The 25272-nt window shown below is 49.5% G+C and carries 29 protein-coding genes and 2 tRNA genes; 11 read left to right on the forward strand and 20 right to left on the reverse strand.

Annotation, left to right across the window (positions count from 1 at the left end; genetic code table 11):
- Entirely contained in the window at window positions 1–807 is an 807-nt protein-coding gene (locus tag MLAB_RS01830) for a sulfite exporter TauE/SafE family protein (protein WP_011832727.1), read from the forward strand.
- 17 nt (window positions 808–824) lie between these two features.
- Here the strand turns inward: MLAB_RS01830 and MLAB_RS01835 are convergent, their stop codons facing one another.
- The 4 genes from MLAB_RS01835 to MLAB_RS01850 all read right to left on the reverse strand — a co-directional run bounded on the left by MLAB_RS01835 (window position 825) and on the right by MLAB_RS01850 (window position 3570).
- Window positions 825–1253: a flavodoxin family protein gene (locus MLAB_RS01835; protein ID WP_011832728.1), complete on the reverse strand. Its 429-nt coding sequence runs from the start codon at window positions 1251–1253 to the stop codon at window positions 825–827.
- Window positions 1254–1329: 76 nt separating this feature from the next.
- The gene (locus MLAB_RS01840) at window positions 1330–1566 is read right to left on the reverse strand and encodes a hypothetical protein (protein WP_011832729.1); all 237 of its coding nucleotides are present in this window, start codon (window positions 1564–1566) and stop codon (window positions 1330–1332) included.
- On the reverse strand, window positions 1563–2063 hold the full coding sequence (locus MLAB_RS09520; protein ID WP_187146130.1) for a MarR family winged helix-turn-helix transcriptional regulator: 501 nt from the start codon (window positions 2061–2063) through the stop codon (window positions 1563–1565). The genes MLAB_RS01840 and MLAB_RS09520 overlap by 4 nt, the downstream gene beginning before the upstream one ends.
- 52 nt (window positions 2064–2115) lie before the next feature.
- Entirely contained in the window at window positions 2116–3570 is a 1455-nt protein-coding gene (locus MLAB_RS01850) for a DHA2 family efflux MFS transporter permease subunit (RefSeq protein ID WP_011832731.1), read from the reverse strand.
- A gap of 94 nt (window positions 3571–3664) precedes the next feature.
- Between MLAB_RS01850 and rpiA the strand changes: the two genes are divergently transcribed.
- Complete coding sequence (gene rpiA, locus MLAB_RS01855) at window positions 3665–4333, forward strand: ribose-5-phosphate isomerase RpiA (protein WP_011832732.1); 669 nt, start codon at window positions 3665–3667, stop codon at window positions 4331–4333.
- 64 nt (window positions 4334–4397) lie between these two features.
- Here the strand turns inward: rpiA and fen are convergent, their stop codons facing one another.
- Together fen and MLAB_RS01865 are read right to left on the reverse strand one after the other, a co-directional pair.
- Window positions 4398–5399, reverse strand: a complete 1002-nt coding sequence (gene fen / locus MLAB_RS01860) for a flap endonuclease-1 (protein WP_011832733.1) — start codon at window positions 5397–5399, stop codon at window positions 4398–4400.
- Window positions 5400–5714: a hypothetical protein gene (locus MLAB_RS01865; RefSeq protein WP_011832734.1), complete on the reverse strand. Its 315-nt coding sequence runs from the start codon at window positions 5712–5714 to the stop codon at window positions 5400–5402.
- Between the two features lie 40 nt (window positions 5715–5754).
- Here MLAB_RS01865 and MLAB_RS01870 point away from each other — a divergent pair, with 40 nt between their 5' ends.
- Both MLAB_RS01870 and MLAB_RS01875 read left to right on the forward strand, forming a co-directional pair.
- Complete coding sequence (locus MLAB_RS01870) at window positions 5755–6675, forward strand: presenilin family intramembrane aspartyl protease PSH (RefSeq protein ID WP_011832735.1); 921 nt, start codon at window positions 5755–5757, stop codon at window positions 6673–6675.
- A 43-nt stretch (window positions 6676–6718) separates the two neighbouring features.
- A tRNA-Gly gene (locus tag MLAB_RS01875) sits at window positions 6719–6790 on the forward strand.
- A gap of 101 nt (window positions 6791–6891) precedes the next feature.
- On the opposite strand, the gene MLAB_RS01880 is transcribed toward MLAB_RS01875, so the two are convergent.
- Window positions 6892–7584 carry a uroporphyrinogen-III synthase gene (locus tag MLAB_RS01880; RefSeq protein WP_048062179.1) on the reverse strand — a complete coding sequence of 231 codons (693 nt, stop codon included), beginning with the start codon at window positions 7582–7584 and terminating at the stop codon, window positions 6892–6894.
- 93 nt (window positions 7585–7677) lie between these two features.
- Between MLAB_RS01880 and MLAB_RS01885 the strand changes: the two genes are divergently transcribed.
- Window positions 7678–8403 carry a glucose-6-phosphate isomerase family protein gene (locus MLAB_RS01885; RefSeq protein ID WP_011832737.1) on the forward strand — a complete coding sequence of 242 codons (726 nt, stop codon included), beginning with the start codon at window positions 7678–7680 and terminating at the stop codon, window positions 8401–8403.
- A gap of 1 nt (window position 8404) precedes the next feature.
- Here MLAB_RS01885 and dnaG read toward each other — a convergent pair whose 3' ends face one another.
- From dnaG to thpR, 11 genes are all read right to left on the reverse strand, one after another.
- The gene (dnaG, locus tag MLAB_RS01890; RefSeq protein ID WP_011832738.1) at window positions 8405–9709 is read right to left on the reverse strand and encodes a DNA primase DnaG; all 1305 of its coding nucleotides are present in this window, start codon (window positions 9707–9709) and stop codon (window positions 8405–8407) included.
- A 99-nt stretch (window positions 9710–9808) separates the two neighbouring features.
- Window positions 9809–10360, reverse strand: a complete 552-nt coding sequence (locus MLAB_RS01895; protein WP_011832739.1) for a type IV pilin — start codon at window positions 10358–10360, stop codon at window positions 9809–9811.
- 209 nt (window positions 10361–10569) lie between these two features.
- Entirely contained in the window at window positions 10570–11835 is a 1266-nt protein-coding gene (gene pyrC / locus MLAB_RS01900; RefSeq protein WP_011832740.1) for a dihydroorotase, read from the reverse strand.
- 3 nt (window positions 11836–11838) lie between these two features.
- Window positions 11839–12864 (reverse strand): hydrogenase expression/formation protein HypE, encoded by a 1026-nt coding sequence (gene hypE / locus MLAB_RS01905; protein ID WP_011832741.1) that lies wholly within the window; start codon window positions 12862–12864, stop codon window positions 11839–11841.
- Window positions 12861–13205: a hydrogenase maturation nickel metallochaperone HypA/HybF gene (locus tag MLAB_RS01910; protein WP_011832742.1), complete on the reverse strand. Its 345-nt coding sequence runs from the start codon at window positions 13203–13205 to the stop codon at window positions 12861–12863. Before MLAB_RS01910 ends, hypE begins: the two co-directional genes overlap by 4 nt.
- Window positions 13198–13434, reverse strand: coding sequence for a HypC/HybG/HupF family hydrogenase formation chaperone (locus MLAB_RS01915; protein WP_011832743.1), 237 nt, complete (start codon window positions 13432–13434; stop codon window positions 13198–13200). Before MLAB_RS01915 ends, MLAB_RS01910 begins: the two co-directional genes overlap by 8 nt.
- A gap of 58 nt (window positions 13435–13492) precedes the next feature.
- Window positions 13493–13579: transfer RNA gene (locus MLAB_RS01920), tRNA-Ser, on the reverse strand.
- 49 nt (window positions 13580–13628) lie between these two features.
- A complete protein-coding gene (gene thiI, locus MLAB_RS01925) occupies window positions 13629–14843 on the reverse strand; it encodes a tRNA uracil 4-sulfurtransferase ThiI (RefSeq protein ID WP_011832744.1) in 1215 nt (404 codons plus the stop codon).
- On the reverse strand, window positions 14822–15577 hold the full coding sequence (gene larE, locus MLAB_RS01930; RefSeq protein ID WP_011832745.1) for an ATP-dependent sacrificial sulfur transferase LarE: 756 nt from the start codon (window positions 15575–15577) through the stop codon (window positions 14822–14824). Before larE ends, thiI begins: the two co-directional genes overlap by 22 nt.
- Window positions 15574–16968, reverse strand: a complete 1395-nt coding sequence (gene cca / locus MLAB_RS01935; protein WP_011832746.1) for a CCA tRNA nucleotidyltransferase — start codon at window positions 16966–16968, stop codon at window positions 15574–15576. Before cca ends, larE begins: the two co-directional genes overlap by 4 nt.
- Window positions 16965–17495: an RNA 2',3'-cyclic phosphodiesterase gene (gene thpR, locus MLAB_RS01940; protein ID WP_048061968.1), complete on the reverse strand. Its 531-nt coding sequence runs from the start codon at window positions 17493–17495 to the stop codon at window positions 16965–16967. Before thpR ends, cca begins: the two co-directional genes overlap by 4 nt.
- A 102-nt stretch (window positions 17496–17597) precedes the next feature.
- Between thpR and MLAB_RS01945 the strand changes: the two genes are divergently transcribed.
- From MLAB_RS01945 to MLAB_RS01955, 3 genes are all read left to right on the forward strand, one after another.
- On the forward strand, window positions 17598–19568 hold the full coding sequence (locus tag MLAB_RS01945; protein WP_011832748.1) for a DEAD/DEAH box helicase: 1971 nt from the start codon (window positions 17598–17600) through the stop codon (window positions 19566–19568).
- Between the two features lie 218 nt (window positions 19569–19786).
- Complete coding sequence (locus MLAB_RS01950; RefSeq protein WP_011832749.1) at window positions 19787–20077, forward strand: 50S ribosomal protein L30e; 291 nt, start codon at window positions 19787–19789, stop codon at window positions 20075–20077.
- Between the two features lie 2 nt (window positions 20078–20079).
- Window positions 20080–20553 carry a NusA-like transcription termination signal-binding factor gene (locus MLAB_RS01955; protein WP_011832750.1) on the forward strand — a complete coding sequence of 158 codons (474 nt, stop codon included), beginning with the start codon at window positions 20080–20082 and terminating at the stop codon, window positions 20551–20553.
- Between the two features lie 61 nt (window positions 20554–20614).
- Here MLAB_RS01955 and mobA read toward each other — a convergent pair whose 3' ends face one another.
- Window positions 20615–21244, reverse strand: coding sequence for a molybdenum cofactor guanylyltransferase (gene mobA, locus MLAB_RS01960; protein WP_011832751.1), 630 nt, complete (start codon window positions 21242–21244; stop codon window positions 20615–20617).
- On the reverse strand, window positions 21241–22149 hold the full coding sequence (locus MLAB_RS01965) for a ketopantoate reductase family protein (protein WP_011832752.1): 909 nt from the start codon (window positions 22147–22149) through the stop codon (window positions 21241–21243). Before MLAB_RS01965 ends, mobA begins: the two co-directional genes overlap by 4 nt.
- A gap of 251 nt (window positions 22150–22400) precedes the next feature.
- On the opposite strand from MLAB_RS01965, the gene MLAB_RS01970 reads away from it, so the two are divergent.
- From MLAB_RS01970 to MLAB_RS01980, 3 genes are all read left to right on the forward strand, one after another.
- Window positions 22401–23567, forward strand: coding sequence for an ABC transporter substrate-binding protein (locus tag MLAB_RS01970; protein WP_245525974.1), 1167 nt, complete (start codon window positions 22401–22403; stop codon window positions 23565–23567).
- Window positions 23568–23712: 145 nt separating this feature from the next.
- Window positions 23713–24474 (forward strand): ABC transporter permease, encoded by a 762-nt coding sequence (locus tag MLAB_RS01975; RefSeq protein ID WP_011832754.1) that lies wholly within the window; start codon window positions 23713–23715, stop codon window positions 24472–24474.
- A complete protein-coding gene (locus MLAB_RS01980) occupies window positions 24471–25253 on the forward strand; it encodes an ABC transporter ATP-binding protein (protein ID WP_011832755.1) in 783 nt (260 codons plus the stop codon). The genes MLAB_RS01975 and MLAB_RS01980 overlap by 4 nt, the downstream gene beginning before the upstream one ends.
- The last annotated feature ends 19 nt before the right edge of the window (window positions 25254–25272 follow it).

Consider the following 25272-nt stretch of genomic DNA (forward strand, 5'->3'; position numbering starts at 1 on the left):
ATGGAACCCGTCTTCATCTGTATTCTGATAGGAACCGGCCTTCTTGCCGGCTTCATGTCCGGTCTTCTTGGAGTGGGGGGCGGGTTTTTGTATGCTCCTGTGATGTATTTTGTTCTTCGCCATTCTGGGGTTCCCGATGACATGGCGATTTTGGTGGCATTCGGTACGAGCCTGGCTGCGGCGTTTCCAACCGTGTTGACCGGCGCCGTTGGTCATACAAAAAAAGGGAATGTTGTCTGGCGGGACGCTTTTATCATGGGATTATGTGGTACGGTGACCGGATTCATCGGAGGTACGGTCGCCACGTATCTGCCGGTCCAGATTCTCACGATTCTATTTAGTGTAATGCTGATCCTTGGTGCGATCCGGTTGGTAACCTGTCTGCCGTCGGGTACTGGAGAGAGAATGCCCGCCCCTCTTGCCGGCGGGATCGGCGGTACCGCAGGATTCATGTCGGGACTTCTAGGCGTTGGCGGCGGAACTATTCTTGTACCGCTTATGGTACTTCTGGGAAAATTTTCGATGAAAAAAGCGGCCGCAACCTCTTCCGCTGCAATAGTCTTTATAACGCTTGGCGGGATACTCTCGTATCTGGTGAATGGTTTTTCGGCCGGGATCAATCTCTCAGAATATGGATTTTACCTAATCGGCTACATTGATGTCATGATGTGGGCGATCCTCGTCATTACCGCAATACCAATGGTTTTGTTTGCCGTCAGAATCTCGTGCCGCGTGCCGGAGGTCTGGCTTCGGCGCATATTTTTTATCCTGATGCTGGTGATCGCCATCCGGATGCTGCTTCCGTGAAAAAAAGAGTGATTTGGTTAGGAGTTTTTCAGACCGCCGACGAATGCATCGATCTGCCGATCTTCGTTTTTGTCTTTCTTCATAATGTCGAGAACGGAGAGATATCCATCCCGTTCTTTGTAGATCATGCCTCCGGAAGAAACAATCAGGCGGACTTTCTCTTTTGGAAGTTCTTGGAGAAGAATCCGGATCGCCGGTGTGATTTTTCCGCACCACATCGGGCTCACGACGATATACTCGTCCACCTCGCCGATCTTTCCGCGGGTCTGAATGGCGACATCTTTGTTTTTCATCGCATAGCGTGCTGCACGCATGTAGCCGAGAGTGCCGTCCCAATCCATGTTGTCGGTCACCTCTACCGGTTCGACGGAGAGTTCTTTCGCGATTTTTTCAGCAATCCTCCTGCTGGTTCCCGTTCGTGAAAAGTAAATTACTGCGTATGTCATGATCCTGCCTCCGGTTTCGTTACTAACTAAATCATCCCACGTAGACTTAAAGGTAATTGCGGCAGAGGTATTTTTTTCATCTTTCCACTTTATTCTGCATCTTTCGGCTCTTTGACCATTTCATGCGGATGATGTTCAGCGTCACAAGGCAGATGATCAGCAGAAGTTTTGCCCATATCGGGACCGGTGCGATAATCGCAATAAGAAGCAGAAGACACCCAAGAAGAGCATGCGCCAGCAGATTTTTCCAGTCGGTCAGATAGGCGGCAAGACCCTTTCCGGCTTTTTTTGCGATAGTTGTATGTTTGTTCATTCTCTCTCCCGGGTACCGGCCACTTTCGCATTTTGTGCAAGTCTTGCAAGCATATCGTTCAGCAAATCGATCTCCGCAGGCGAAAATTCATCCAACACTGCAGTGTTCCATTCCGTCATGATAGTCATCAGAACCTCACTGAACGCAGCTCCATTTTCCGTCATAGAGAAAACAAACGACCTGCTGTCCATTGGGTTTACGGCACGGACAACATATCCCTTTCCTTCAAGCGACTGCATTGTTCGGGTCATAACACTTTTATCATAATGCAGTTCTTGTACCAGTTGGTCCTGGGTTATTTCCGACTCGCTGGTATGTATACTATTGAAAATCTCTCCCTCGGTTTTTCGTCCATTTTCCAAAAGGGAGAGGAGGACCATTCCCTCGGCGGCATTGAGGTTATGGTCTTTAAGATTGTTTTTCAGATAGATTCGGAAATATTTGTCAAAGGCCATGATGTTGTGGCCAAGACCTCTCTGTAATGTGTTTTGCTGCATTGACATTATTTGGTTGCTTTTGCAACTATTTATGTTTGATGAGAAAAAAGGATTACTCTTCTGCCGCTTTTTCTTCTTTGATAAAGAAGCAGAGAGCCAGAATTATCAAGGCCAAAATCACCGAAATCACAAATGCCAGGTCAAAGCCGAAGGAGAGGATATATGGGCTGATGTCTGCTGGTGTTTTATAGATAATCCCCGAGTCCCTGACGCTTATGACGATCCCAACAATCACCATCAGGTTGTAGACTGCCACACCGATCGTCATGGGGGCATAGCGCTCAAGACCTGTCAGACTTGAGACCATTCCCTGCTTGGATGGGGGTGCTGCCCCCATGATAAGCGTGGTAAGAGGCGTGACCGTCACACCAATGCCGAGACCGATCATGGAAAGTGCGGTGATTATGATCCCAAGCCCTGTGACCGGGCTCAAGTGAGAGAGAAGGAAATATCCCACGCCAACCAGAACAACACCTGCCATGACCATATATTTTATTCTTCCGACCAGTTTTGCATAGATCAGACCGGATAAAATACCGGTGATCATCATCCCGACCGAGAGGCTTGTAAGGATGAGTCCCGCGTTTGCGGTCGAAAAACCGTGTATATACTCAAGGTAGAACGGGAGAACATAGTTCGCTCCGGCAAAGGTGAAATAGAGCAGTGCGAAGACAATGTTCACGACAACAAACGATCTGCTTTTGAACATTCCAAGGTCGATCAGCGGGTTGTCGTAGTGCAGTTCACGTCGGATGAAACCGCCGATAAAGATCACCGCAAGGAGGACCGAGACGATGATCTGTGGCGAGGTCCAGCCAAGGGAAAATCCTTCCGAGAAGGCGAAGAGCAGCGCCGCAAGGCCGACAAAAATAAGGATTGCCCCGGGTGTGTCAAATCTTTTGAGAGGGCACGAATCGGGTTTGTTGTCTGGGATGACGATCAGGCCCAGAATAATGGCAAAAATGCCGACCGGGACGTTGATGAAAAAGATCCAGTGCCAGGAAAGGTACTCGGTAAGATATCCTCCAAGAGTCGGACCAAGTGCCATCCCAACGGCGGCAAAAAGCATTATGAGTGAGAGGCCTTTTGCCCGTCTGTCCCCCGGCATGAACAGGGAAAGCATGGCAGGTGCCACTACTATCATCATTCCGCCGCCTATTGCCTGAACGACACGTGAGATCAGGAGGAGGTTGAACGAGTGCAGGAGTTCGGGGAAAAATCCGCAGGAAAAAGAGCCGATTACAAATATGGCAAACCCTCCCAGAAAGATTTTTTTGAGGCCGATTGTGTCGATAATTTTACCGATGATCAGGAGCAGACCGGCGATGACGAGTAGATATATGGTACTGACCCACGAAACCGAAGATGTGCTGAGATCGAAAGCTTCCCCAATGCTTGGGAGAGCGATATTGACGATCGTTCCGTCAAGGGATGACATAAACGAGGCGATGGACGCAACAATAAGGATGAAGATCAGGGTTTTTCCAGTTGGGAGAGGATCTTTCATAGATGATAAAAAAAGGATTTTCTTTGTTATAAATCAATAGGGTAGATGCTTATCCAAAGTCATTATTAGGATGTCATGCATATTTGTGAGCATAATGGATGCTGTGACTGAAGCAAAAAGAAATGCCGGATATCGTGCGGCTGATTTGGTTAAGGATGGGATGATCGTGGGTCTTGGTACCGGGTCTACCGTGTTTTTTGCGATGGAACGTCTGGGAGAGCGTATTGCGTCAGAGGGCATCAGGATCTTTGGTGTTCCGACCTCTAATCAGACTGCAATGCGTGCCGAGGAGTACGGCATTCCACTGACGACTCTGTCTCTCCACCCGGTTTTAGACATTGCCATTGATGGGGCTGATCAGGTGACTCCTTCAAAGCAGATGATCAAGGGACGTGGAGCGGCACACCTCCGAGAAAAGATCGTGGCCGATGCGGCAAAGCAGTTTGTCGTGGTGATCGATTCGGCAAAGGAGGTATCGGTTTTGGATGCTGCCGTGCCAATCGAAATACTGCCTTTTGCTTATGGAAGTGTCTGCAGGAAACTTGCTTCACTTGGCGGTGAGCCTGTTATGCGGAACGGTGTTAAAAAGGACGGCCCTGTGATCTCGGACAATGGAAATTATATTTTTGACTGCGCGTTTGGAAAAGTTGACGATCCTTCCGGGCTCGAGTCTGCAATCAATGCGATTCCCGGCGTGCTGGAAAACGGTATCTTTGCAAAAATGACCGAAAAGACGCTTATCATCGTCGGTAAAAGCGCCTGATTATTTTCATTTTTTTAGAAATACCTCTACTGAAAAACCTATTTATATCATTCAAAAATGTGATTTAGAACCAGGCGTCCAGAGTTGCCTGACCCTTTTTCGCGCCGAGCCGTTCGAGTCCGGCCTCAACTCTTTCCTGAGTAAAACCATGCTCCCCGCACAATAGATCAATGACCCGATCCGGATCTGGTGACCTACTTTCAATATTATAGGACCGCTCGACCGGAGGATCCATAAAGTACCCGATCAGCTGATCTGGCTCTGCGGCATTCTCCGACTCTCCGATCCGATCATAGAACTTTCCCTCTCTGACGATCTTGACAGCGGTCTTTGGCCCGACGCCCGGCACCCCGCTGTTGTAATCGGTCCCAATCAGTAGAGCTATCTGGATGAGTTCTTCCTGAGTTACGGAAAGTCCAGTGAGTACCTCCTCCAGTCTCAGTCGCTCAGGATACACTGACAGTACCTTTCCCCGAATCCTTTTCTTGCCCGAGACCGTGATGTTTCGAACCAGGTCCGGTGCTCCGAACAGGAGTGAGTCATAATCCTGAGAAACGGCGTAGGTCACGTCCCCATTCTTTGTCATAAACGAAGACTGGGCCTCCCCCTCTTCGGGTGCCTGTATCCAGGCTATCCCAAGGGCAGAGAGGAGTTCCTTCGATGAATCAATGATGAAGGCATCGATTTTCGAAGAGGCCATTGCATATTTTCGTGCGCTCTCTTCATCCCCCTCTTTCAGGGCTTTTTCCCATGCATCAGCTGCGTTTTCCCGAACTTCGCGCCGCTTTGAGAGTGTTGATGCTTTGAAGACCGGCGGCTTTCCGTCAAAAACGTATATGGGGGTGATATTTTTTTCAATCAGGTTCGCATTCCGAAAGAGAAGTCCGCTCAGATGCGAGGTGATACGCCCCTGCCCATCCATTAGGGGTGCGCCGTCGGCCTGCCGTATCCCGGAAAGGAACTGATAGAGAGCATTGAATGCGTCGACTGCTGCAATCCCGCCAAGCCCGTCCCATCCGGGAGACTCCTTATACTCCGCAAGAAGCGGCCGGAGGGCAACACCCATCTAACGGTACATCCGCATTTTGATACTTTCGACCGCTTCGATGACCGTCTGTGAGGTGTGGTCCTGCTTGGCGATCAGCTGTCTGCCTAGGTCTTCAAGATTACTTCTCAGCATGCGCTCACGCTGGATTGCCTGTTCTTCCAGCCTGCGGAGACGAATCAATACCTGCAGGATAAGCCCGCCGAATGCAAGTATAAGCAGCAGAATCCCAATGGAAATGATGGCATCCTGCCATAATCTGCTGACAACCACGATCGCGGATACCGCCATCAGAAGGATAAGCAGTATCTCCGGAATGATGTCGCGAACATTCATAGTTTAACTAAGGTGAGGGTTAATATTAACTTAACTATACATGAGCGAACATACTATGCGTTCAGCGGCTTCATATGCCGGTCTTATTCTGATGATGGCGGTGACCAGTCTTCTTGCTGTCCTTTTAATCGGTCCGGTGACGGCAGCAGGTCTGGGTGCATTTGAGGACCCGGACTCTGTTTTGAATGCATTTTTCTTCATCTTTGCGATGCTGGTGGTCACTGCGGTGCTTTTGATTTTGATCAAATGGAAAGCACAGCAGGTGATCAGTCTGATCATCGGTTTTTCTCTGGCAGCGGTGATCTATTATGTGGTAATGGCTCTCCTGCAGCAGCTCGGCCTTGGTATCTGGGCCGATATCGGAGGAGTGATTGTTGGTATTGGTATCATTGCTCTCCTTTGGCTCTATCCGGAATGGTACGTGATCAATCTTGCCGGAATCGTGGTGGCTGCCGGATGTGCGGTTATTTTCGGAGTCTCTCTCTCGCTTTTCCCTGTCCTGATTCTTCTTGTTCTGCTGATGATTTATGATTTTATTGCAGTAAAGCGGTCAAAGCATATGCTGACCCTTGCTGATGGCGTTCTTCGCCAGAAGATGCCGATCATGTTTCTCGTTCCGAAGACGAAAGGTTACTCATACCGGAAAAACGGCTTATCCATCCGTGATTCAAAAGGTGAACGCGGCGCGTACATGATTGGTATGGGGGACGTGATCATGCCCGCAATCCTTGTGGTATCGGCACAGGTATTTGCCGGAGGCGAAGGAGTTCTCTCCGTATTTGGTCTCTATCTGCCGGCATTAGGGGCTTTAATCGGTGGAATTATTGGTCTTTTGATATTAATGGTGCCGGTAAACACAGGAAAACCCCAGCCCGGTCTCCCCCTGATCAATGGGTGTGCGATCATTGGTTTCTTCCTCTGCTGCCTTATTGCAGGTTCATGGGGCTGGCTTGTCTGGTAGAAACCTATTTATACGAATTTATGTAATAGAATAGGGCACACTAGCATCGATAGTGTAGTGGTTATCACTAGGCGTTGCCAACGCCTAAACTCGGGTTCGAGTCCCGGTCGATGCACTTTGTTTTTTTATATCTGATTTGTTGATGTTTCCACTCTTCGTCTTGTCCTTACTTTGTATATCATCACGAGTGTTTGTAAAAAAAGAGAGAAAAAAAGGTTATTGTTTTTTCAAATATCCGTTCAATGCAATCAGTGTCCCTTCCAAAGATCCATCTCCAACCACAATCGGCGTGACTCCTCCCTCTTTCATGCGTTCTGCCGTGATCTCACCAATCGCCGCGGGAATTATTCTTGTCAAATCCGGCAGACGTGCCTGTGAGAAGGAGTTTGCACTTGTAAAGAGAACCACATCCACGCCCTCAAGATCAAGGAACTCGCCCGTCGGCACAAGTCCGTAACATCGATACTCGAATGCCAACCCCCCTGCATCTTCTATCGCCCGAATCAGTTCGGGGTTTGGGACGTCCGCCCGCGGAATCCCGATACGTTTTCCTTCGATCCAATTCCCGAGATACGGCACGAAGTCTCGTGAGTAAAAGGTTGGCAGCGTCTCGGCAGCAACCCCCTGCTCGTGCAGTATCTTTGCGGTTTGCGGCCCAATTGCAATGACCCGGCATCTTTTGGTGATCTCCCTGTTTAGAAGCAGCCCGATATGTTTTGCAGGATAGGCGCTTGTGAAGAATATCGCATCGAACTCTCCATCATTTGCGGCAAGAACAAAGGTCTGGACAAGACTTGCATTAAGCTCAGCCTGAAGGGGCGAGACGATCCTGGCTGAATGGCCGTATTTTTCGCACAATGCCTGATCTTTCGTACCTTTTTCCGCGAGCCGGGTTATTGCGATCTGCATAGATATACCATTGTCTTTTCCCGATAAAAAGTATCTCCGGTTGGTTCTGGAAATAATCATGTCCTTATAGCATGAACCGCATAACAATATTCCATGAAACAGTTCTGGCCAGGCTCCCTCCCCGCACCTTCCGTCCGGACCGTGGAGGATATGGAGAATGTATTCGCCTCCCGTCCGTCGAATCGCGATCCCGATACCCCTCTATATTATATGTACCGTGATCTCTATCAGACGCATGGCGACCACACCTGGCTCGAACGCCATCACCTCAGATATGATATCACCCGGATTCCTGCCGGAGTTATCAACGGAGAATATACCAAAACCAAAGGACACTATCATCCCTCCAACTCTGCCGGGGTTCCCTATCCCGAGGTATACGAGGTACTCTCCGGATCTGCTTATTATCTGTTACAGAAACGCGATCATACCGACGTCATACTCGTTCCGGCCCACGCAGGTGATCTCGTTCTCATTCCTCCCGGATACGGTCATGTAACCATCAACCCGGGACGTGAAGAGCTGATTATGGCAAATCTGGTCTCCACAGATTTTTCCAGTGAATACGGCGAGATCAACGAGATGCATGGGGCCGCATACTATTATATGAAAAAAGAGGGCTGGGTCCCGAATCCCCATTACGGTGACCGGATCCCTATGCACGTGATTCTCCCGCTTCCTCTTCCGGAGCTGGGTCTTGTTCCGGGAAGAGGTCTCTATGGCATGGTCGGCACGACTGATACTTTGGATGTTATGAACCGACCCGAGGAGTATATGGATATCATCGGCCGGTTCTGTGCGGATAAAAAACGTTTTTGAGTTAGAAGGGGATCAACCTGAGACCTGCGGGTCTTCGGACGATTCCTTCAAATGCATTTGCAGCGACATATGTCAGACCTTTTGCAAAAGCCTGATCGATGAACTTCTGATCGACGGCTGCGTCCACAATAACACCGGCCACATCGTCATTCAGTTTCGGCAGGATTGCCTTGAGTTCCTGAAGTGAATAATCGCCGATCACCCCAGCATCCTCCGCGAGAACCCTGCTTCGTCCCGTATTTTTCATATACTGGGTGTGTTCCTGAATTGTGTGCGGATTTTCCGGTTTAACCAGGTTTTGTTCCGATGTGGTGATTGGAGGAATTATGGCCTCATCAATGTTACTTTTGGGAGGTTCTTCCGGCAGATCTGCGGGGACATCAGGAGTGGTATTATTTCCCTCCTCTTTTTGTGAAACAGAACTATGTTCCTCTTCCCCTGCCTCAATCTCGAAGACGAGGTCGGAGATAGGTTCATCCTTCTCGATATGGCTTTTCAGAACCGATGCCGGGACCTTGTTTCTGAGAGATTTGACGATCTCCTTTCGGCTCATGTCCTCTACGCTTCTTCTGCGGGGAGAAAATGCCACGAAATCGATATCGGCGACCTGAAGGAGTTCCCGCAGGATCAGATCTCCTCCTCTGTCCCCGTCAACAAATACGGTGGTGTTTTTCTTGGCGGACAAGTCAATGACCGTTTCCGGAACCTTGGTTCCTTCGACTGCCACGGTATTATTAATACCGCACTTTAAAAGATTCAGGACGTCTGCTCTTCCCTCGACGATGATGATCGCGTCCGATTCCAGAACGGCAGGTCCTGCGGGGAGTCGTTCGGGTCCAATTGTCGTGATCTTTTCGACCCTGCTTGCTTCTCTGACCTCTGTAAGGATGTCATAGGTAGAGATCCCTACCTCGTCAAAGGATTCGAGGAGAAGCTCCTTGGCCCGTTCAACTATCTGCCGGCGTTTGATTGCCCGTAGATCCTCAATGTTCTGGATCCGTATTGCCGCCATGCACGGGCCGATACGGTCGATAGTTTCCAGAGCAGCAGCTAATATCGCGGTTTCTGCTCGATCAAGGGAGGATGCGATGTAGCACTCGCCTGCTGTTTTTCCGTGTTTGCTAACTATCTGGACATCTATCCGGCCGATCCGACCGCTCCGCTGCAAATCGCGGAGGTCGAGTTCTTCGCCGAGAAGCCCCTCGGTTTGGCCGAATATGGCCCCGACTACGTCGGTTTTTTCAACCACCCCTTCTGCTTCGATATGGATATGAATGAGATATTTGATACTGTCAATTGAATACATGTAAAGCCTCCATGGATGTGTGAGTGAATGTGATGAAAATCCATAGGTACGGGATATATTTATTCTTCTACTACTTAAGCAACATGTTGGAAAAATCTTTTATTCAACATGGAATATCGAACGCGAGATAACTTGAGAATAGGAAATACTTGATGTGTTGTTATCAATGATATCGATTTGGAGAATGTCTCCAGGATGAAGAAGCCGATCGTTCAGATCGAAAACACCGATTTTTCCGGGTTCCCATTCATATCCAATTGGTCCGATTCCGTAGAGAAGTTGAATCCCAAAATGATTTGTCGAAATAAAATCATGGGCCTGTAATGTTTTGATGACAACCATCTCTTTCTTGCCGTTGATAAATACCTCTGCCCGGTAATCTGAATTTTTGAGAGGCTGTGTCCCAATATTTCGCAGGGTAACAATGCTTTCGTATGTTAGTTTGCCTTTATCATCATAATGGTCTACGGAAATAATCGTCAGAATCTCCGGCGGTGATCTATTGAGTGGTTGCTCCCATTGTATGTTGACGAGGCTCATACAGTAGACCATGAGAATAGCACAAAGAATTACTGTTAAGGCAATAATGAGCAGTATAGCGATAGCGGGAGAAACACCATCATCACTTTTTTCTGACAAACGTCGAGCCATGACTGAAAAGATAAGTGTCCCCTGCCATTAACCGAGCCCGTTCATCGTATGCTGTTGCATGTACTCGCGGATCTTTGACCTGGCAGGAGGCGCCTGTGGCATGTTCTGTTGTCCCGAAACTCATTTCACGCGATCGCGTATTGATCGTACGGGGGCCTAAAACATGTCTGGTATTTTCGGCACGCATATTTTGTTTGTCCTGAAGCTTATTACTCTTTTCGGCGAAGTTGTGCCTTTTGGGTATTTTTCCACATCTGTCCGCCGCCGTGGGTAAATTCCCCGTCATGCCATGCAGGGATACCGCCTATCACCGTTGTTGCGGGAAAAAGCCCGGACATTCCTTCATAGGGGGTCCACCCGCATTTACTGTGCAGAGCTTCGCCGGTTATCTTTGTCGGGATGTCGACATATACGGCAAGATCGGCCCGGCTGCCCGGACTAAGCGATGGGGCAGATATGCCAAGTATTCTGCATGGATTTGTTACCGTTTTTTCAATTACATCGTTCAGGGTGATCGTTCGCTGTGTCACGGCATTCATCAGGAGAGGGAGCATCGTTTCCACGCCGGGAACTCCGGACGGTGCAGAAGCGGAGAACGGCTGTGACTTTTCCTGAATTGTATGGGGGGCATGGTCCGAGGCAATCACGGGGATTTTTGCGAAGTTTTGAATGAGATGCAGCCGCTCCTTTTTTGAACGGAGCGGGGGATTCATTTTCCAAAAAGTATTTTCCGGATCAGTATCTTCATAGGACAAAAAAAGATGATGGGGGGCGACTTCGAAACTTCCTTTGATCGTTTCGAATGCTTCGGCGCCGCTGACATGACAGATGTGCAGTTGTGCATGCGTCGGTGCGAGATTCTGCACAAGCCGGATGGTTTCTATCTCTCCGGATATCGGACGTGAACGGGAATGCTCGGCAAGGGAATGAATCTCCCCGAGAATAACTTCTTCCGCATGTACGGTGACCAGCATGTTTTGATTTGCGATGGTTTTTAGAGAATCCCTGATCACCTCTGCAGGGAGGGCGCTGCCGTAACTCGATGGAGCTGCAAACATCTCGCCAAATGCAAGAACTCCAGCTTTTGCGAGGCCTGCAATATCCGCATGTTCGGTAACCGATCCGTTGATGCCGAAGTGACAGAAGGATTCCTTCGAGGCGAGAGCGGCTCTCTCCAGAAAGTTTTCAACGGTATCCATTGGAGGAATGGTGTTTGGCTGGTCGACGACCGTAGCCACTCCTCCTGCCGCCGCCGCCTGAGTCCCGGTTTTCCAAGTCTCTTTTGCTGCCTGACTACCATCCCGCATATGGACATGCATGTCGGTAGCAGCCGGTATGCAGAGCCGGTTTCTGCAGTTAATTACTCTTTCTCCATGTCCGGAACTCCCGATGTGGGTGATGATTCCCTGATCTATGGAGATGTCTGCGATCCTTCCGTCAGGCAGCCGGGCATTTGAAAGAACCAGTTCAGACATATTTCAGCAAACTCTTGGAACCGGATCGCCAAGCGGCGGTTCGATGAATCGTTCGCCGCCGATACGTGTCTGCATGACAACCCCGGAACCTTCAATCACTTCGCCGATGATTGCGGCATTTTTCCCGTACGGGTGGTTTTTCAGGGCGGCAAGCACGCGGTCCGCTGCTTCGGGAGCAACGCCCATCACGCATTTACCCTCATTTGCGACCTGCAGCGGGTCGATTCCAAGAAGGGATCCTGCGGAGGCAACGCTTTCCCTGATGGGAACTTTTTCTTCGCTGACGACGACCTTTACGCCGGCTTTGCGGGCCATCTCGTTGATGCAGGCTGCAAATCCTCCACGTGTCGGATCCTTCATTGCGTGAATATTATTAGTACCGGCCGCCTTCATCGCTGCTTCGATCATCGTCCAGAGCGGGGCAACGTCGGACTTCAGCTGATCCCCAAGATCGAACCCTTCTCTAAACGAAACGATGGCAAGTCCGTGATCTCCGAGCGTACCGGATACGATGATCTTGTCTCCGACCGAGAGATTTTTGTCGCGAATCAGAAATCCTTCCTCCTCGATCACGCCAACTCCGGCAGTATTGATCACGATTCCGTCAAGACTTCCTTTCTCAACGACTTTCGTATCGCCGGTGATGACTGCTGCTCCGACCTCTCCTAAGGCTTCATCCATCGAAGCAACGATCTTTTCAAGATCAGTGATCGGAAATCCTTCTTCAATGACCATTGCACAGGTCAGGGCGATCGGCCGTGCACCCATCACGGCAAGATCATTGATTGTTCCAGAGACCGCGACCCTGCCGATGTCCCCGCCCGGAAAAAAGATCGGCTTGACCACGTGCGAGTCGGTGGTTAAAACGGTAGTCTTTCCCCCGATTGTGAATGTCGATCCGTCATCCAGAGACTCAAGGCCGATTCCGCCGGCATTATTGTTTTTGAACGCCGTGAGTGTCTGGAGAAGTTCTCCCATGACCTCCCCGCCGGCTCCGTGCATCATATTTACTTCGGTATCTTTTTTCATGCTGATTCACCTGTTTCGATCTCCAGATTCTTGACGACGATCTCTCTTCCCTGGACCATATGGGGCAGTTTCCCGCAGTTGGGACATACAAAAATCTCAGGCCCCTTGTATCCGCAGGCACACTCGGCTATCGGGAGAATGGTGTTAAAAACGAGTTTTGTCTCTGCAAAAATCGGATCGTCGGTGATAAAAGTCCGGAACATGAACTCCACCTGTTCCGGGTTTACCATCGCCATGGATCCGACATCCACATAAATGGTCTTCACCAGTTTTGCGTGATTCTCTTCTGCTGCCCGCTTTGAGGTCACATAAACGTCATAGGCAATGCCGGATTCATGCATGGTCCGCTTCTTCCATCGCTTTGTAGACTTCTTTAAACAGTTCCCGCGTTTCCAACCCTTCCTCACGCGAAAGCCGCTGAATGGCAAAACCTACATGTACAAGAACGAACTCGCCGACTTTTACGTCAACCAAATCGATGCGGACCTCCTGCTGGAGTTCGCCGTAATCAACAAGTGCGATATTTCCATCGCGTATCTCAAGAATTTCAGCGGGAACTGCAATACACATATGATGGTATATTGGTTGATATGAGTGATAAAGAAAGCGAAAAGAGACCGGTTCAAAATGGCGCCGAGAGGGAGATTTGAACTCCCGAGGTATTACTACCAGAGGCTTTCAAGGCCACCGCCTTTCCGGACTAGACTATCTCGGCTCCGGACCTTATGATATTTGTCGTTGTGGTAAAAATAGATTGTGTGTTGTTAAACGGAAGAATCGATCGTTCTCTCAGTGAGTATTTTTTGGAAGATCTCTCCGTCTTTGGCGATCCAAAGCTCTGCTGATTCAACGGCCTGCCGAACGAGCTCATTCATCTCGAGCTTGTTTTCTTCAGTGTCGATCAGATCCTGTGCGGAGCGGGTTGCCGGTTTTTTGGGGACCGCGAGGCACCCCGTGTCGCCTGGGCTTTCGTGATAGGTGCCGATTCTTCGTGAGATCGCTACGATCTCCTCTTTATCATAGGTCAGGAGAGGGCGCAAAACTGGAAGCTTCACCGATTCGGTGATGACGCCCATATTCTGCAAAGTTTGTGATGCCACCTGCCCGAGATTTTCTCCGGAGACGATCCCCTCCATTTTATTCTCTTTCGCCACCTCTTCAGCCACCCGCATCATGAATCTCTTACAGAATAGGCAGGTGTAATGTCGGTCACATGCAGTCATCATCGCATCGAAGAACGGCTCGAGATTCACGATCCAAAGCGGCAGACCCCTTCCGGGACACCAGGTGGAGAGAATTCTGACATTATCCATTGCCAAGTCACGCGTGGCAGATCCCGCCCATCTTCCCCCATCCATAAATACACCGGAGATGACTACGCCTCTCCTCATCATCAGCCATGCGGCAACGGGCGAATCGATGCCTGCGGAAAGAAGCGCTACTGCCCGGCCTGCTGTTCCAAGGGGAAGTCCGCCTTGTCCTGGAATTCTCTCATCATATACGATTCCACCGTATTCCCGTGCCTCGACGAATATTTCATACTCCGGGTCATCGAGATCGACAACGAAATCCGGGATCTTCTCCCAAATGGCATCGGCGATCATGCCGGCAAGCTGCTGACTGGTGAATCCGCTCACATGCTGGCGTCGCGCTCTGACCGCAAAACGCATACCGGATTTGAGTTTTTTCTCAGAAAACGTCAGGGCGGTTTTTGCCATGTCTTCGGGACGGTTTGTGGTCGTTTCGCAGATACTGACGTCAACGATTCCAAATATCCTCGCTACGACCGGGGCGATTCTTGCGGCATCGCCGAAGATCAGCAGTCTTCCCCGGTATTCCTCTAACATGTATGGGATTTCCTGCGTATCCAGAGCTGCTTTGATATTTCGCGTTAGCGCAAGCATGAACTGTTTTTTGACCGGCTCGCTTTTGAGCCAAAGCTCCCCGATCCTGACCATTACTGCTCTATTTTGTTCCATGTCTGTGAACCTCCTGTTTTGTATTCTGAGACCGATATTGTGGAAAACCCGAAGGCCTTCAGATCATCTGCATATAATTCTGCATTGGCCATCTCATTTTTTTCGGTTTCGATGACGGCATGCCCGGATGAAAGACGTACCCGAAGCATCCCTCTAATTCCTTTCTTTCGCAGGAAAGACTCAGAGTCTGCGATCTTTTTCAGGTCGTCTTCTGTGATTTTTTCGCCGAACGGGATCCGTGTGGCAAGACACGATGATGAGGGAATTACCGGCACACCAAGCTCCTTCGCGAGTGCGTATATCTCTTTTTTTCCGATTCCTGCCAATGCAAACGGGCTGACGATTCCAAGTTCTTTGAGGGCTTTTCTTCCGGGCCGTTCCTCTGCTGCATCATCTGCATGGGTCCCGTCACAGACGGTTTTTCCGTCGGCAGCTTCGAGCATTTTTTTCATGATGAGTTTTTTGCAGATATAGCACCTGTCCTGCGGATTGAATCGCAGGTTCTCTTTGGATAAAACAGATACATCGATAACCGTCCAGTTTACCCCAAGTCTGCGGGCGAAATGCTCCGCTCTTGTGACTTCATCTGGAGGAGTGAACTCTGATCTTATGGTGGCTGCAGAGACTGGTCCCCCCTCTTTGACGAATGCCGCGAGAAGGGTCATACTGTCGGTCCCGCCGGAGAGAGCTACTAAAGCCGGTGAATGTTCTCTTAGGATCTCAGATAATGTCATTGGTGTTCAAGTACCCGGAGTTTTCTGACCGCATGAGAGCTTTTTGCAAAGTATGCCGACAGGAAGAAGGTGAATTCAGGTGACCATATATCTTCGTTTTTAAGTATAGTGTATTCTTCCTCCATCGAGATCCTGACATGTTTTCCAATCGATCCGGAGAGGATCATCTGCTTATCAGCCAGAAGATCGGATGCATGCCTGTATTTGCGTTCCACCTCGGTATAATAACGGTCTTCCTCGATCCACGGTCCCGCAAAGGGATTTTCTCGAAGGTACTTGTCCACGAATTTGTCTGCGTTGTCGTGAACCCAAACAGGCGGTCCGTTTCTCAGCGTTATCGTCGGCAGGTCGGCGACCAGCAGTTCGAAGAGGATAAGACAGTGGTCTGCCCCCATCGCCACTTCCGCCCGATGAACGTGGAAGTCTTCGGCTGTAAGCTGATTTTTGATGGACTCCATCGTTTTTCTTAACTGAGGAACGACGGTGTCGGGAACATATGCGGGTGTTTTGAATGATAATGCCAGCGTTGTTGTCCCCCTCATCTCAAGTGTTTCTGCGAACTCCTCCTTTGAAATCGAGGTTGGGGAATCAGGAATGAAGTAGCAGGAATCGGGTCTCGCGCAGTAGTCTCTGGCAAGTTCCATGAATTCAGAGAACCGTGTGGGGGTCAATGCTGCCGCTACGTTTCTGGTTTTATCGGTTGGGTCTATGACGATTAACGGTTCGGAGAAGAGCTTTCGAATCGTTTTTTTGTCGGGATAGAATCCCTCGATATCGATGACCTCTCCGAAACGGAATTTTGCAGCTGCCTGAAGCAGCGCGTTGAATCCTCCATATGCGAGGACGAGTAGTTCGCAGAGATATCCGGAGAATCCTCCGGTCATATGATCCGATCCGTATACGCCGCCTCCTTTTGAAAACTGTTTCATAAGGAGCACGTCGTCCTGAAGTCCGTCTATTCGATCAAGCAGATATCGCGTATGGAAAGGGGTCCGGTCAACGGCACATTTCATCTCGGCGGTGGATTCTACGTGATAGCAGGGGACCAGGTCCACGTCGAAACCTTCGATGACGGCATTCAGGTAGGGATGTTCTGCGTATTTTTCTTCTGACGATCCGTTGAATTTAGCCACGACGCCGTATGCTGCGGCAAGTCCTTTTTCCTGAAGTTCTTCCCTTGACAGTGTCGGGGGAAACAGCATGAAAATATCTATGTCTTTGTCGCCCCTTACCCATGTTCCTCGGGCCACGGATCCCGTCATCATGGCCGGAACACCGGCGATTTCTCTCACCGCTTCGATGAGTTTTTGTCCCATCTCAAAAACTTCGTGCCGCTCTTCTTCCGTGGGCCGGATATTTTGTAATACTTCCTCCTCAATTGGATCTCTCATAACTTCACCCGGGCAAGTGTTGTATATATGGATCCCCGTGGGGTTAATGTGCTCTGTTTTAGGAGGATTTCTTCGATCATACATGTACCAAATTCGGCGTCGCAAAGTGCATCCGTTTTTTCCTGGAGATCCGGTGCATACTCTTTGATCCGGGCAAGGGTGATGTGGGGGGAGAACGGGCGTGCTTCTTTGGGAAATCCAAGCGGGAGCAAAAGCCCGTCGATTTGTTTTGCAATATCCGCACAGCAGCTCTGATCGGTTACTTCGGCTTTGATGACCCGCCGCCCAAATGTACTGACCCGTGCTGCCTGTAGCTGGAACGGGGCGCCCCTCACTTTTTCCAGAGCTCCCGCAATTTTCGGGATTTTCACCTCCGGGATCTCTCCAAGAAACTTCAGGGTTATATGCATTTGATCAGCTGTCGGTAGCGTCAGTCGTGCCGTTGACCCGCGAAGCGACATCCCGGCCACCTCCAGCCTCTCTCTTATCTCCTTTGCAGGTTCAACTGCTATGAATACCCGAACCATTCTTGGAGAATATTTGCTTCTCATGCATTATGATAGTTACATCGGTTCTGTCCATCCGGCACCCACCATTCTATAACCTCATAAGACGCATATGTACGAAGAATGGAGGAAACTAAAACATTCGCGGAGTTCGCTATCTCTGAAGAACTACTTCAGGCGATAGGCGACATGGGATTTGAGGAGCCGACACCTATCCAGGCAATGGCAATACCACAGATTCTTGATGGGAAAGATGTAACGGGGCAGGCTCAGACGGGAACGGGAAAAACGGCAGCGTTTGGGATTCCAATTATTGAAAGGCTTGATCCAGATAACAAAAATGTACAGGCACTTGTCCTGTCCCCAACAAGGGAACTTGCAATACAGACCGCCGAGGAATTTTCCCGGCTGATGAAATATAAAAAAGGACTGAATGTCGTCCCAATTTATGGTGGACAGCCGATCGAACGCCAGCTTCGTGCCCTCAAAGGTACGGTGCAGGTCGTCATCGGGACCCCGGGTCGTGTCATTGATCATATCAAACGCGGGACACTTCATCTCGATTCAGTCACCATGTTCATCCTGGATGAAGCTGATCAGATGCTCGATATGGGTTTCCGTGAGGATATCGAGGACATTTTCCGCGATACGCCCAAAGACCGGCAGACAATTCTGTTTTCGGCAACTATGCCGCAGCCGATCCTGGACATTACCAGAAGGTTCCAGCGTGATCCTCAGTTCGTGAAGATCACCCGCAAGGAACTTACTGTCCCCCAGATCGAGCAGACGTATATTGAGGTCAGAGAACGCGACAAGCTTGAAGCGCTCTGCCGTACTCTTGATATGAACAACCCCGAACTTGCTCTCGTGTTCTGTAACACGAAGAGAACGGTGGATGATTTAATGAGTCGTATGCAGGCGCGCGGATACTTTGTGGAGGCCCTCCACGGAGATATGAAGCAGCAGCAGCGTGACCGCGTCATGGCACGTTTCCGGTCCGGTTCAATCGATGTTCTGATCGCAACGGATGTTGCAGCACGCGGTATCGATGTCGATGATGTGGATATCGTTTTCAATTACGATGTTCCCCAGGATGTCGAGTATTATGTTCACCGGATCGGCAGAACTGCCCGTGCCGGAAGGACCGGAAAATCCGTGACGTTTGTTGCTCCGCGTGAGATCTACAAACTCAGGGATATCCAGCGGTATGCAAAGATCCAGATCGCCAAGACACCTCTGCCGACGCTTGACGACGTTGCCGAGATGAAGCAGCAGATCTTCCTCGACAAAGTCAGGGACATCATGGCCGCAGGAAATCTTGAGCTTTATCTGCCTCTTGTCGAGCAGCTTCTCGAGACGGAAACCGATGTCGATTCCGAATCCACTTCGGAGATAACCAGTATCCAGGTTGCGGCAGCTCTTCTCAAGATGCACCTTGACAGTGGGAAAAATGCCGCTCAGAGTGAAGAGATCAAACCTCTCCAGCCGTCCCCCTCAAGTTCTGAGACGTTTACGCCCGGGACCGTTGAAAACAGCGGTGCCGAGCCCGGGATGGTAAGATTCCGTATCTCCCTTGGTAAAAACCAGCAGATCCGTCCAAAGGATATCGTCGGAGCCTTTGCAGGTGAGTGCGACATACCCGGCTCTTCGATTGGACGAATCGATCTCTACAACAACTACTCCTATGTAGATGTCCCCTTAGAGCATGCCAACCTCGTTGCCGAAGTTATGGGTTCCAAGACCATTCGCGGTCAGGAACTTGAGATTTCCATCGCAGCACCGCGTACTCCGGAAGAAGAGGAACGCGAGCGTGATCGGGACAGAAGCGGAGATAGGCGCGGCGGATCCTCAGGATACCGCAGTGGTGACCGGAACTCCGGCAGCGGTGAACGCCGCAGTTATAACAACAACCGTGGGTCATACGGAAGCCGCGGGGGCAGCAACTACCGAAGCGGTGATCGGAGTTCCGGCAGCGGTGAACGCCGCAGCTATGGAAATTCCGGAAGCAGCGACCGAAGAAGTTTCAGCCGTGGAAGCGGCGATCGGAGTTCCTCCAGAAGAGATTCCGGTCACGGCTTCTACGGAAGAGACTAATCTTCTCTTTTTTTGTGATCTCTTCTCTCTGGTATCAGTGAGGATACTTTCATTATTGCTCGACGCGTATATGTACAGAGTTTTTCAGGATGTTCCTGAAGAAACTACCCGGTCTTCTGTGAAGCCGGAGGTCTGCGGGAAGGACAAGAATACCTGCCGGGACTCACCTCCCCTGAGTCTTGTCCAGAGTGCAGTGAACCTCAAAAAGGTGAAAAAACATGGATTTCAACTTATCTTTAAGAAGAGCAATGAAAACCGGCGAGGTAACCCTCGGCCAGAACTCTGTTGAGAAAATCGTTGCTGAGAACAAAGCAGAACTCGTCATCATCGCAAAGAATGCTCCGGCACAGATCCGTAACTTCCTTGCTGCAAACGAAAACGTCCCTCTTTATGAATTTGACGGCAGCTCCCGTCAGCTTGGAAAAGAATGCGGTAGAGATCACATGATCAGCGTCCTTGCGATCGTCAACGCTGGCGAGTCCGATATCCTCTCCCTTAAGAGTGAATAAATATGAGTGAGATAACTATTTCCGAAGACGCCATGCGCATGATTGCCCAGTTTGAGAATCTCACCGGTGCAGGCGCAAGAGACTGTGTTGTCGATGATAAATTCAGCCGGATTCTCTTCGTCATCAACCCGGGAGAGATGGGACTTGCAATCGGAAAGAAGGGTGCCAGTATCAAGAAGGCATCTGACGCTTTCGGTAAGAAGGTCGAGGTCGTTGAATACAACCCGGACAAGGTTCAGTTCATCAGAAACTGCTTCCTCCCTGTCCACGTTCAGACCGTCACCTTCGAAGAAGATGAAGAGGAAAACACCGAAGTTGCCTACATCGAGGTTGCAGATACCGATCGCGGTCTTGCAATCGGAAAAGAAGGCAGAAACATCATCAAAGCAAAGAAACTTGCTTTCCGCCAGTTTGATATCGCCAACGTCGAGCTCAAACAGGAAGAGGAAGAAGAGTCTGAAGAGGATGAGTTATAACTCATCTCATTTTTAGAGATATATTCTAGGGCGTGCTGATTCGCCGAAAATTGAAACTGTTTTACTTTTCAGGATGTTTTTCCTGATAGGCTGCTTCCGGGCCCATGGCAAGAAGTTCTTCAAGGGTATTTACGTTCCTGAAACTTTCAAGGTCAGGATCGACCGTTCGAAACATCTCCGGTGCTATTCGTTTTGTATTCAGCGTATTCACCATGTCGCGGAGGGAAAGAGATTCGTGTTTTCCGATATATTCCCTAAGTGCCGATACCCGATAAACTGCATGAAGCGGCTCTAGGTCGGTATTTTCCCATTCCGGGATGATAGCGTCATACCCTTCGATATTCTCGAACAGATATTGAACGATGGGTTTGTGGATGGTAGGCATATCGCATGCCGAGATGAACACGAGTTCTCCCTTGATTTCGTTTAGACCTGCCGATATTCCGCCGATTGGTCCAAGACCTGGCTGTGTATCCCATGTACATCTGACGATTTCCGGAAGGCCGGCAAAATGCTCGGTCTGTTTTTTGTTTTTTGCAACGATCACGATCTCATCGACGAGTCCTTCGAAGGTCGTAACAAGCCGAGAAATAAATGAGCAGCCTTGGTAAGAAAACAAATACTTTTCGCGTCCGTTTACTCTTCGTGCCTCACCGCCTGCAAGGATCATCGCGGATCGTTTTGCCGTCATGAAAGCTCCTCTTTGAAGTGAGTTAAATTGACGATCGTTTCATTCACGGGAGTTGGGATGCCGTGTCTCCTGCCAAGTGAAACTATGGCTCCATTGATAAAGTCAACCTCGGTTTTGCGGCCGGCAGCTATGTCCTGATACATTGAGGAAAAATGTGCGGCCGTTGGGGGGATCTTCGCTGTCTTCAGGAACTCAAGATATTCATTCGCTGTTTTTTGTACAAGTGAGATATTTTCTGCGCGTGCCACTTCGAACGCTTCATGCACTATGTTAATAATGATATTCCATGCGGGTTCTCTGAGGAGATCTCCGTAAGGGCATTCCATAACTGCCCCAAGAGGATTCAGCGAGCAGCTGTACAATGCTTTTGACCAGATGGTCCCTTTGATATTATCCGTGGCGCTCGCCCGCATGCCTGCTTTGTTGAAGAGATCAGACAGGAGTTCCGCTTTTCGATCAGCTCCTCCCGTATATCTTCCAAAGACTGTGGCTCCGCCGTCGACTGATACGAACACCGCATTGTCTGCTTTCCATTCAAATCCGGTAATAATCATTGCGCCGATCACATGGTCGGTATATTCGGCAATGACCTCTTCATTTCCGATTCCGTTCTGGAGACTCACGACCTCGGCCTCACCGAACAGATGATTATATTTTTCACATATTTCGCGTGTGGCGGCAGCTTTGGTGGATATAATGATATAATCCCAGGGCCCTTCCGGGGGAGTTACTCCGCAGGGAAACCGGAATGTTTCCGTCCCCCAGATCCCTGTTAGAAAAAAGCCATCCTTTTCGATAGACGTACTGCATCTTTCCCGGCATACTGCAAAAACTTCGGCATATTTCGATAATTTTGCGGCGACTGACAGCCCTACTGCTCCGGCACCAAGTATTAATATCCTCATTTGTTCTTATTATATTGTCTCTTCACCACATTAAAAGCAGGGTTTTCCTGATGTGGGCAGCCCGTATGTCGGATGCAAAACTTGTGAATTTTTGGTGTAAAATATACATTGGGTTGTTTCAAAGCACGTATTGGATATTTTTCGGGTTGAATTATACTTTACATTGCGGTTAATTGATTATGGAGATACGCCAACATATATCCATGCAGAAAAAGCTGATTATGTTTTTGATGGCACTTCTTGTGTGTGTCATGGTAGTTTTTACCGCAGGATGTACTGATACGGGAAGTGATAATGCTACCGTGGAGATTCTCTATACTGGAGCCGGAACCATGCCGGGGCTTCTCGCGACCGGTCAGATCGACGGATACATCAACTGGCAGCCTTTTGTTGCCGTCGCATTAGAGGGTGACATCGGAAAAGTAATCTCCTACAGTCAGGATCTTCCACCTAAAGGAACGTGGACAAACCACACCTGCTGCGTGTTTGGGGCCAACTCCAAAGCTCTGGAAAATCCAGAAATTGCCGCAAGTCTTTCGGCTCTGATGATCCTTGGAAACAAGTATATCAATGATAATCCGGATAACGCAGCCGTATTAACTGCTGACTGGCTCTTCTCCAGTCAGAACATGACCTATGGAAATGTCACGGTCAGTTCAATTGACGTGATGAAGACCTCGATCCCGACGATCAAGTTCTCCAGCGAAGTTACCGAATCCTGGATGGACAGTAATCAGGCGTTCATCCTGTCCCAGCGTGAACTTGGACTCGTTACTTCCAAACTCGCCACGACATCCGCGGATGAATCTGCAGAAATCCTTTATGACTTCGGTCCGTATGAGTCGGCTGTTTTACAGGTTGAAAGCGGAACATTCATCACGCCTGCGGCGACCTCGACCATCTCAATCGGGTATCTGCCAAGCGATCACCACGCACCTCTGTTCGTTCTCCTGAAAGATTGGGAGTACTTTAAGGATACCTATAACTGCTATCTGAAACCCGTCACGGAAAAGACCGGAAAGATCACCGATGCTGAACTTTACACCAATGGTCAGAAGATCGCCGATGTCAAGCTCGTTGAAGGAACCGGCGGACCTCAGCTGATGACCCTTCTCCAGCAGAATGCTATCCAGTATGCACTTGCCGGCACGCCGCCTTTCATCAGCGCGGTTGATAAGAGTACAGGTGACATGAGTCTCAAGATTCTCTCTCCAATCATGCTTGAAGGATCCGGACTTGTCGCATCCGTCTCTTCCCCCGCAAACGACTGGAATAGTTTTGTTTCATGGGTCAAATCACGCAGTGCCGAAGGCAAGAATGTGGTTCTTGGCGATCCCCAGCTTGGATCCATTCAGGATGTTCAGCTGAAAGCTGCTCTTGAATCGGCTGGTATTGTCTACGTGGTAAAATCCGCGTAAACTTCCTCACTTTTTTTTATTTTATCATTACATCTGATGTGTCCTGTCTCGTTAACACGGACATCAGATTCACTTAAAACAAGTAACACATTTGATATTCTGCAAGATCCACATACATAAAAGAGGATGGTGAGCATCAAAGATCATGAAATGGTACATTAAGCTGATACTTCCGGCACTGGTTCTCGTAGTGTGGGAAGTTGCGGCAATTCTGATGAATAATGCATACATCCTTCCGCGGGTGGAAACCGTTCTCGCAGTCTTTGCAACCCCGTTTGCCGATCTTTACGGCTGCGGGAGTCTTGTGGAGAACAGCTGGGTCAGTATTTACCGGGTAACTCTTGGTTTCATCATTGCCTGTGTAATCGCCGTCCCTCTGGGGATCATTCTCGGCAGGTATCCTGTTCTTGAACAATTTTCAGACAGTCTGATCCAGATCCTGCGTCCCATTCCTCCGATGGCGTGGGTGCCTTTATCCCTTGCATGGTTTGGTCTTGGGCTTACGCCGATCCTGTTTATTATTGTGATCGGCTGTATCTTCCCGATTCTTGTCAATACTATTGACGGTGTGAAGAGGGTGAAGAGAAGTTGGGTCGAAACCGCTAAGATTTATCAGGCAAATGAACGCCAGATCATCACCAAGGTCATTATTCCGGCTGCGGGTCCTGCAATCTGGAACGGTCTTCGTGTCGGTTTCGGCATTGCATGGATGAGCGTTGTCGCAGCGGAAATGATGCCTGGGACCGTCTCGGGTCTTGGATATCTCATCATGTATACCTATAACTGGGGTCAGGTCCAGATGGTTATCGCAGGTATGATTGCCATAGGCATCATCGGCATTGCCATGGATCAGTTCTTCCAGTATGTAATGCGAACGAAGTTTGCCTGGGAGGTGCTTGACAAATGACAGACTGGGATAAAGTATGGGTGAAAGTGGAAGACGCTACGAAAACGTTCTCTTCCCGAAAAGGCGATGTTACTGCCTTGGAGCATGTTAATCTTGAGGTTCATGACGGGCAGTTCGTCTGCCTGCTCGGCCCCTCGGGATGCGGGAAGACCACCCTCCTTCGTATGATCGGCGGTCTTGATGTTCCAACAAGCGGAACCGTCTCCATAGATGGAAAAATCGTGGACGGCCCGTCACCGAAGATGACGATGGTGTTCCAGGAATACTCGCTCTATCCGTGGCGCACCGTCGCGGAAAATGTGGGTTTTGGTTTGGAGATGATCGGCGTTCCAAAGGAGGAGAGGATCGCCGAAGTCAACAAGCGTCTTGCTCTGGTTGGGCTGACCGGATTTGGCGATAATTATCCTTACGAGCTGTCGGGGGGTATGCGTCAGCGGGCTGCCGTTGCCCGGGCACTTGCTACTGATCCGGCGGTTATGCTGATGGATGAACCCTTTGGCGCGCTCGATGCGCAGACCCGGAATAAAATGCAGCGTGAGCTTCTCCAGATCTGGGAAGAAACGAAAAAGACTATTCTTTTCGTTACGCATAGCGTTGATGAGGCAGTTTATCTTTCAGATAAAATTGTCATTCTCACACCTCGTCCTGGAAGAATTTACGAAATATATCCAAATCCACTGCCAAGACCGCGTGATAGAACCAGTATTGAGTTTGCTAAACTCAGAAAAGATGTTCTCGCAGAAATCGAGAAACTAGAGGGGGAGAATAAGAACCTTTAATATGGTTTCCAACCAACCT

This window comes from Methanocorpusculum labreanum Z (assembly GCF_000015765.1).
In the GTDB taxonomy this organism is placed as follows: Archaea; Halobacteriota; Methanomicrobia; order Methanomicrobiales; family Methanocorpusculaceae; genus Methanocorpusculum; species Methanocorpusculum labreanum.